This is a genomic window from Streptomyces sp. ISL-1 (assembly GCF_018614585.1).
Classification (GTDB): domain Bacteria; phylum Actinomycetota; class Actinomycetes; order Streptomycetales; family Streptomycetaceae; genus Streptomyces; species Streptomyces maoxianensis.
Window position 1 is genome coordinate 1 of record NZ_JAGGOI010000056.1, and the last position, 6,543, is coordinate 6,543.

8 protein-coding genes and 1 pseudogene are annotated in these 6,543 nt (G+C 68.1%); 5 read left to right on the top strand and 4 right to left on the bottom strand.

Going from position 1 to position 6,543, the window contains the following annotated elements:
- A pseudogene (locus tag J7E87_RS31785) lies at window positions 1–195 on the bottom strand (hypothetical protein); the annotation flags it as partial.
- A gap of 136 nt (window positions 196–331) precedes the next feature.
- Here J7E87_RS31785 and J7E87_RS31790 point away from each other — a divergent pair.
- From J7E87_RS31790 to J7E87_RS31805, 4 genes are all read left to right on the top strand, one after another.
- Window positions 332–1,129 carry an ABC transporter ATP-binding protein gene (locus J7E87_RS31790; protein WP_215098089.1) on the top strand — a complete coding sequence of 266 codons (798 nt, stop codon included), beginning with the start codon at window positions 332–334 and terminating at the stop codon, window positions 1,127–1,129.
- Between the two features lie 88 nt (window positions 1,130–1,217).
- The gene (locus J7E87_RS31795) at window positions 1,218–1,646 is read left to right on the top strand and encodes an NfeD family protein (RefSeq protein WP_215098090.1); all 429 of its coding nucleotides are present in this window, start codon (window positions 1,218–1,220) and stop codon (window positions 1,644–1,646) included.
- Window positions 1,647–1,752: 106 nt separating this feature from the next.
- Entirely contained in the window at window positions 1,753–2,706 is a 954-nt protein-coding gene (locus J7E87_RS31800; protein WP_215098091.1) for an SPFH domain-containing protein, read from the top strand.
- A 58-nt stretch (window positions 2,707–2,764) separates the two neighbouring features.
- Window positions 2,765–3,532 (top strand): sulfite exporter TauE/SafE family protein, encoded by a 768-nt coding sequence (locus tag J7E87_RS31805; RefSeq protein WP_215098092.1) that lies wholly within the window; start codon window positions 2,765–2,767, stop codon window positions 3,530–3,532.
- Between the two features lie 56 nt (window positions 3,533–3,588).
- On the opposite strand, the gene J7E87_RS31810 is transcribed toward J7E87_RS31805, so the two are convergent.
- From J7E87_RS31810 to J7E87_RS31820, 3 genes are all read right to left on the bottom strand, one after another.
- Window positions 3,589–4,098, bottom strand: coding sequence for an HNH endonuclease (locus J7E87_RS31810; RefSeq protein WP_215098093.1), 510 nt, complete (start codon window positions 4,096–4,098; stop codon window positions 3,589–3,591).
- 155 nt (window positions 4,099–4,253) lie between these two features.
- Window positions 4,254–4,784: a YbhB/YbcL family Raf kinase inhibitor-like protein gene (locus J7E87_RS31815; protein WP_215098094.1), complete on the bottom strand. Its 531-nt coding sequence runs from the start codon at window positions 4,782–4,784 to the stop codon at window positions 4,254–4,256.
- 55 nt (window positions 4,785–4,839) lie between these two features.
- The gene (locus J7E87_RS31820) at window positions 4,840–5,622 is read right to left on the bottom strand and encodes a sporulation protein (protein ID WP_215098095.1); all 783 of its coding nucleotides are present in this window, start codon (window positions 5,620–5,622) and stop codon (window positions 4,840–4,842) included.
- A gap of 74 nt (window positions 5,623–5,696) precedes the next feature.
- On the opposite strand from J7E87_RS31820, the gene J7E87_RS31825 reads away from it, so the two are divergent.
- Complete coding sequence (locus tag J7E87_RS31825; protein WP_215098096.1) at window positions 5,697–6,338, top strand: DNA-3-methyladenine glycosylase; 642 nt, start codon at window positions 5,697–5,699, stop codon at window positions 6,336–6,338.
- Window positions 6,339–6,543: the final 205 nt, after the last annotated feature.

The following is a 6,543-nucleotide window of genomic DNA, read 5'->3' on the forward strand; positions in this document are numbered from 1 at the left end:
GGCCACCCCGAGCGCCCTCAGCCGTCCCAGCGCCAGCGTGAGCCCGACCGGGCCCGCCTCGCCGGGCAGACCCTCCACCCGGTGCACCGCGTCGTCGCCGACGATCGCCAGCGCCGCGTCATCGGGTGATACAAATCCGGCCAACAGGGCATTTCCCCATGCGGCCAGCCGTCCTGAGCGTGGTTCGCGAAGCATGGGCCCAGCCTAGGGACCGGACCGGGGGACCGGGCCACTCGACCGGTGGCGTAGGTTTTCCCTGGGAGCCGCGCCCACAGGCGCACAAAAGCCCCGCGACTACCTCAAGACGATTGCATGGGGAGACAACGCGCTCATGAGCGATGTACTGGAGCTGGTGGACGTATCCGTGGTCCGCGACGGACGCGCTCTGGTGGACGACGTCTCCTGGTCGGTCAAGGAGGGCGAGCGCTGGGTCATCCTCGGCCCCAACGGCGCCGGCAAGACCACCCTCCTCAACATCGCGTCAAGCTACCTCTTCCCGACCACCGGCACGGCGAAGATCCTGGGTGAGCGCCTCGGCACCGCCGGTGTCGATGTATTCGAGCTCCGCCCCCGCATCGGCATCGCCGGCATCGCCATGGCCGAGAAGCTGCCCAAGCGCCAGACCGTGCTGCAGACCGTCCTCACCGCCGCGTACGGCATGACCGCCACCTGGCACGAGGACTACGACGCCGTCGACGAGGAGCGCGCCCGCGCCTTCCTCGACCGCCTCGGCATGACCGACTTCCTGGACCGCAATTTCGGCACCCTCTCCGAGGGCGAGCGCAAGCGCACCATGATCGCCCGCGCGATGATGACCGACCCCGAGCTGCTGCTCCTCGACGAGCCCGCCGCCGGTCTCGACCTCGGCGGCCGCGAGGACCTGGTTCGCCGCCTCGGCCGCCTGGCCCGCGACCCGTACGCCCCCTCCATGGTCATGGTCACGCACCATGTCGAGGAGATCGCACCGGGGTTCACCCATGTCCTGATGATCCGTCAGGGCAAGGTGCTGGCCGCCGGCCCCATGGAGACCGAGTTGACCTCCCGCAACCTCTCCCTCTGCTTCGGCCTCCCGCTCCTCGTCGAGCGCAACGGCGAGCGCTGGACCGCCCATGGCCTCCCCCTCGGCTGACAACGGGCCCCGGCGGCACGGCTGACCGGATCTCAACCCCGCTCTCGCCCCCTGTCCCCACCACGACCGGCGGACCTACCATGACCACGTGGACATCGACGCATGGGTGTGGTGGCTGATCGGGGCGGTAGGACTGGGCATTCCGCTTGTCCTGACGGCGATGCCGGAATTCGGAATGCTGTCCGCCGGAGCGGTGGCCGCGGCCGTCGTCGCGGCGCTGGGCGGCGGGACAGTCGCCCAAGTACTCGTCTTCGCCGCGGTTTCCGTCGCGCTCATCGCCGTCGTACGGCCGATCGCGACCCGGCACCGCGCCCAACGTCCCCAGTTCGCCAGCGGAGTCGACGCACTCAAGGGCCGCCAGGCCGTCGTCCTGGAACGGGTTGACGCCGGCGGCGGGCGGATCAAGCTCGCCGGTGAGGTCTGGTCCGCACGTGCCTTGGACGCCGCAATGTCGTACGAGGCCGGAGAGCAGGTCGACGTCGTCGAGATCGACGGCGCCACCGCCGTAGTGATGTGAGACAACCAGGCCGAACGCCCCACACTCCGGCCCGTGTTCTGGGAAACTCGATCATCAAATCATTCGGCAGCACAATCATCCGGCAGCGAAGGGCACAGGGAACACGATGCAACCGATCATCATCGTCCTGATCATTCTGGTGGTGCTGGTCTTCATCGCCCTGATCAAGACGATCCAGGTCATCCCGCAGGCCAGCGCCGCCATCGTCGAGCGCTTCGGGCGCTACACCCGAACCCTCAACGCGGGCCTCAACATCGTCGTCCCGTTCATCGACTCGATCCGCAACCGCATCGACCTGCGTGAACAGGTCGTCCCCTTCCCGCCCCAGCCGGTGATCACCCAGGACAACCTGGTGGTCAACATCGACACGGTCATCTATTACCAGGTGACCGACGCCAGGGCCGCGACGTACGAGGTCGCCAGCTACATCCAGGCGATCGAGCAGCTCACCGTCACCACCCTCCGCAACATCATCGGCGGCATGGACCTGGAGCGGACCCTGACCTCCCGCGAGGAGATCAACGCGGCCCTGCGCGGTGTCCTCGACGAAGCCACCGGCAAGTGGGGCATCCGCGTCAACCGCGTCGAGCTGAAGGCGATCGAGCCGCCCACCTCCATCCAGGACTCGATGGAGAAGCAGATGCGCGCCGACCGTGACAAGCGCGCCGCGATCCTCACCGCGGAAGGCATCCGGCAGTCGGCCATCCTCACCGCCGAGGGCGAGAAGCAGTCCGCGATCCTGCGCGCCGAGGGTGAGGCCAAGGCGGCCGCCCTGCGTGCCGAGGGCGAGGCCCAGGCCATCCGTACGGTCTTCGAGTCCATCCACGCCGGAGACGCCGACGAGAAGCTCCTCGCCTACCAGTACCTCCAGATGCTGCCGAAGATCGCCGAGGGCGACGCCAACAAGCTCTGGATCGTGCCCAGCGAGATCGGCGACGCGCTCAAGGGACTGAGCGGCGCCATGGGCAACATCGGCCCGATGGGCGGCATGGGCGGCGGCTCCGCCAAGTCCGGTGGCGGCAACGGCACGGAGCGCCGCGAACAGCCCCCCATCGACTGACCCGGCGGTCCCTCGGGCATGATCGGTGCATTCGGCACCGATCACCGAGGGGCACAGCGTGACCATCTGGGAGATGCTCGCCGTCTTCGCCGCGGGCATCAGCGCCGGCACGATCAACACCGTCGTCGGCTCCGGAACGCTGATCACCTTCCCGGTGCTCCTCGCCACCGGCCTTCCTCCGGTCACCGCCACCGTCTCCAACGCCCTCGGCCTGATCCCCGGCTCGATCAGCGGAGCCATCGGCTACCGCGCCGAACTCACCGGCCAGCGCAGCCGCCTCCTGCGCCTGAGCGTCGCCGCCGCGATCGGCGGCATCAGCGGAGCCGTGCTCCTGCTGATACTCCCCTCCACGGCCTTCGAGACGATCGTGCCGGTACTGGTCGGGCTCGCCCTCATCCTGGTGATCCTCCAGCCGAGCATCGCCAAGGCCGTCCAGCGCCGCCGCGACCGCAACGGCACCCACGCCCACCCCGACGGCGGCCCACTCCTGTTCATCGGACTGCTGCTCGCCAGCGTCTACGGTGGATACTTCACCGCGGCCCAGGGGATCATCTACCTCGCCCTCATGGGCATGCTGCTCGACGACACCATGCAGCGCCTCAACGCCGCCAAGAACGTCCTCGCCGCCGTCGTCAACAGCATCGCCGCGCTCTTCTTCCTCTTCGTCGCGGACTTCGACTGGACGGCCGTCTTGTTGATCGCGGTCGGCTCCGCCGTTGGCGGCCAGCTCGGCGCGACGATCGGACGCCGTCTCCCGCCCACCGCGCTGCGCGCGCTGATCGTGGTGGTCGGCACCGTCGCCATCGTCCAGCTGGTGCTCCGCTGACGCAGCAAGGCCCGCCCTCGTCCGAGAGCGGGCCCCTTCACCGATTGGTCCTCGCCTTACGCGGCGGGCTGGGCCGCCAGCCACCCCGGCAGCTCCGAGCGCTCGCCGGCCCGCATCCCGAGCAGCATCGCGTCCGCCGGAGACGGTATGAAGGGCTCGCGCAACAGCGGCATCCCCGCCTGCTCCGGCGTACGGTCCGCTTTGCGGTGATTGTCCTCGGCGCAGGACGCCACCGTATTCAGCCAGCTGTCCGCCCCACCGTGCGACCGCGGCACCACGTGGTCCACGGTGGTGGCACGTCTTCCGCAGTACGCGCACCGGTGCTGGTCCCGTACCAGCACACCCCGTCTCGACCACGGCGCCTGTCTTCGGAACGGCACCCGTACGTAGCGGCACAGCCTGATCACGCGGGGCACCGGCAGATCGACCTCGGCGGCACGCACACGGAGTCCGGGGTGGGCCTGCTCGACGACGGCCTTGTCCTGCAGCACCAGAACCACAGCCCGGTTGAGTGTCACCGTCGACAGCGGCTCGAAGCTCGCATTCAGCACCAGCGTGTCACGCATCTCGCCCACCTCCCGTTCGCCGGCCCAGCCCGTTGCGGGCCTTGGGCTTGGATCAACTGTGGCCGGGCGCGCCGAGATGGACAACGCAATAAAAGATGCCCTGCCCTGGTCTCTCCAAGACCAGGGCAGGGCAAACAACAAACGAACGCTGAGCTCTACGAGGGACCCTCGTACTCACCGATCAGCTGCGCACGGGCAAGCGTGTGGAACCGCAGATTGAAACCCACGACCGCGGGCGAAGCATCCGAGTCCGGGCCGAGTTTCTCGCTGTCCACCGCATACACCGTGAACACATAGCGGTGGTTCTCACCGGCCGGCGGAGCGGCGCCGCCGAAGTCCTTCGACCCGTAGTCGTTACGGACCTGAACCGCGCCCTCGGGCAGCCCCTCGAACTTCCCGCTGCCCGCACCAGCGGGCAGCTCCGTGACCGAGGCCGGGATGTCGTAGAGCACCCAGTGCCAGAACCCGCTGCCCGTGGGCGCGTCGGGATCGAAGCACGTCACGGCGAAGCTCCTGGTCCCGGCCGGGAAACCCTCCCACCGCAGGTGCGGCGAGGTGTTGCCCGCCGCGTGGACCTGGGCGTCCTTCAGCACCGACCCTGGCTCGATGTCATCGCTCACCACCGTGAACGACGGCACCGCCGGATGAAAGTCGTGCGGAAGCGGCGCCCTGTTGAGCTCGGTCACGTCTGAACCTCCGAATCGGCTGTCCTGCCTGACTGGCTGCCTGCCGGATCCGAGCCTAGAGCCAGTTACGGCGCCCGCCGACATCCGCGAGCCACTGGTTGAGGTACGCCGCCCAGTCGGTCGACTGGAAGTCGTGGTGCCCCACCTTGAAGGCCTTGTACGAGTCGCTGCCCTCGCTGAACAGTCCCGGCTTCTTGTCCATCTCGAGGATGACGTCCATCTCGCGGTCGTCCGCGACGAACGTCAGCTCGATCTGGTTCAGCCCGCGGTACTGCTGCGGCGGGAAGAACTCGATCTCCTGGTAGAACGGCAGCCGCTGCCGCGTCCCACGGATGTGCCCGCGCTCCATGTCCGCGCTCTTGAAGCGGAAGCCCAGCTGGACGAAGGCATCCAGGATCGCCTGCTGCGCCGGCAGCGGATGCACACTGATCGCGTCCAGGTCGCCGGAGTCCACGGCCCGCGCGATCTCCAGCTCCGTCGTGACTCCGATGTTCATCCCGCGCAGCTGCTGCCCGGCGATGCTGGTGACCGGGGTCTCCCACGGGATGTCCAGCCCGAACGGCACCACGTGCACCGCCCCGGCGCTCACCGTGAACGCGCCGCCGAGCCGCTGCTTGGTGAACTCGATGTCCTGCTTGACCTCTTGGTCACCGCCCTCGACCTCGACCCGCGCCTGCAGGCCGACGGAGAGACCCTCGATCTGCTGATCCACCGAGCCGCCCTGGATGCGCACCTCGCCCTGGACGACACCGCCCGGCACGACGTTCGCCTCGGTCAGCTCCGTCTCCACGGAAGCACCGCCGGCCCCCATGCTCGCAAGCAGTCTCTTGAAGCCCATATCCACTCCTTCTTGGTCCTGACCTCTACATACGCACGACGATCGCGGTCGGTTCCCCGGTACCCTCGTACGCCATGATCGAGAGCCCCGACCGTACGCCCCTGCCCCGGGAGTTCTTCGACCGCCCTGTACTGGAGGTCGCCCCCGAGCTCCTTGGCTGCACCCTGGCACGCCTGACCGACGACGGACCCATCGAGTTGCGACTCACCGAAGTAGAGGCGTACGCGGGAGAGCTCGATCCGGGCTCCCACGCCTACCGCGGCCGCACCGCACGCAACGACGTGATGTTCGGCCCGCCCGGTTACGCGTACGTCTACTTCACCTATGGCATGTGGCACTGCCTGAACGTGGTGTGCGGCCCGGAGGGCAGGGCGAGCGGGATCCTGCTGCGCGCCGGTGAGATCCGAGTAGGTGCGGATCTCACCCGCAAACGTCGATTCTCGGCCCGTCATGACAAGGAACTGGCCAAAGGACCCGCCCGCTTGGCCACGGCCCTCAACGTCGGCCGCGCCCTCAACGGCGTCGACCTGTGCACCGGCGGCGACGCACCACTGACCCTGTTCCCCGGTACTCCGCCCGCTCCTGACCAGGTGCGCAACGGCCCTCGTACGGGAGTGGGAGGCGCGGGGGCCCACCACCCCTGGCGTTTCTGGATCGAGGGCGACCCCACGGTCAGTCGGTACCGGGCCCACGTCCCTCGCCGTAGGGCAACTTGACTCGCGTTGTTCAGACGCCTAACGTAGCCCGAGCCGCTTGAGACGGGCACTGCCGTTCGGCAACCCGAAGTGGCCATCCACTCCTTACGACGAACCCAATAGGGTGCGATTTCGGTATGCCGAAATTCAGACCTTAATGACTCGATTATGAGTCGCCCTGGGAATCGGCTAAAGTGGAGACACGCCGAAAGGCAAAGGCCACTCC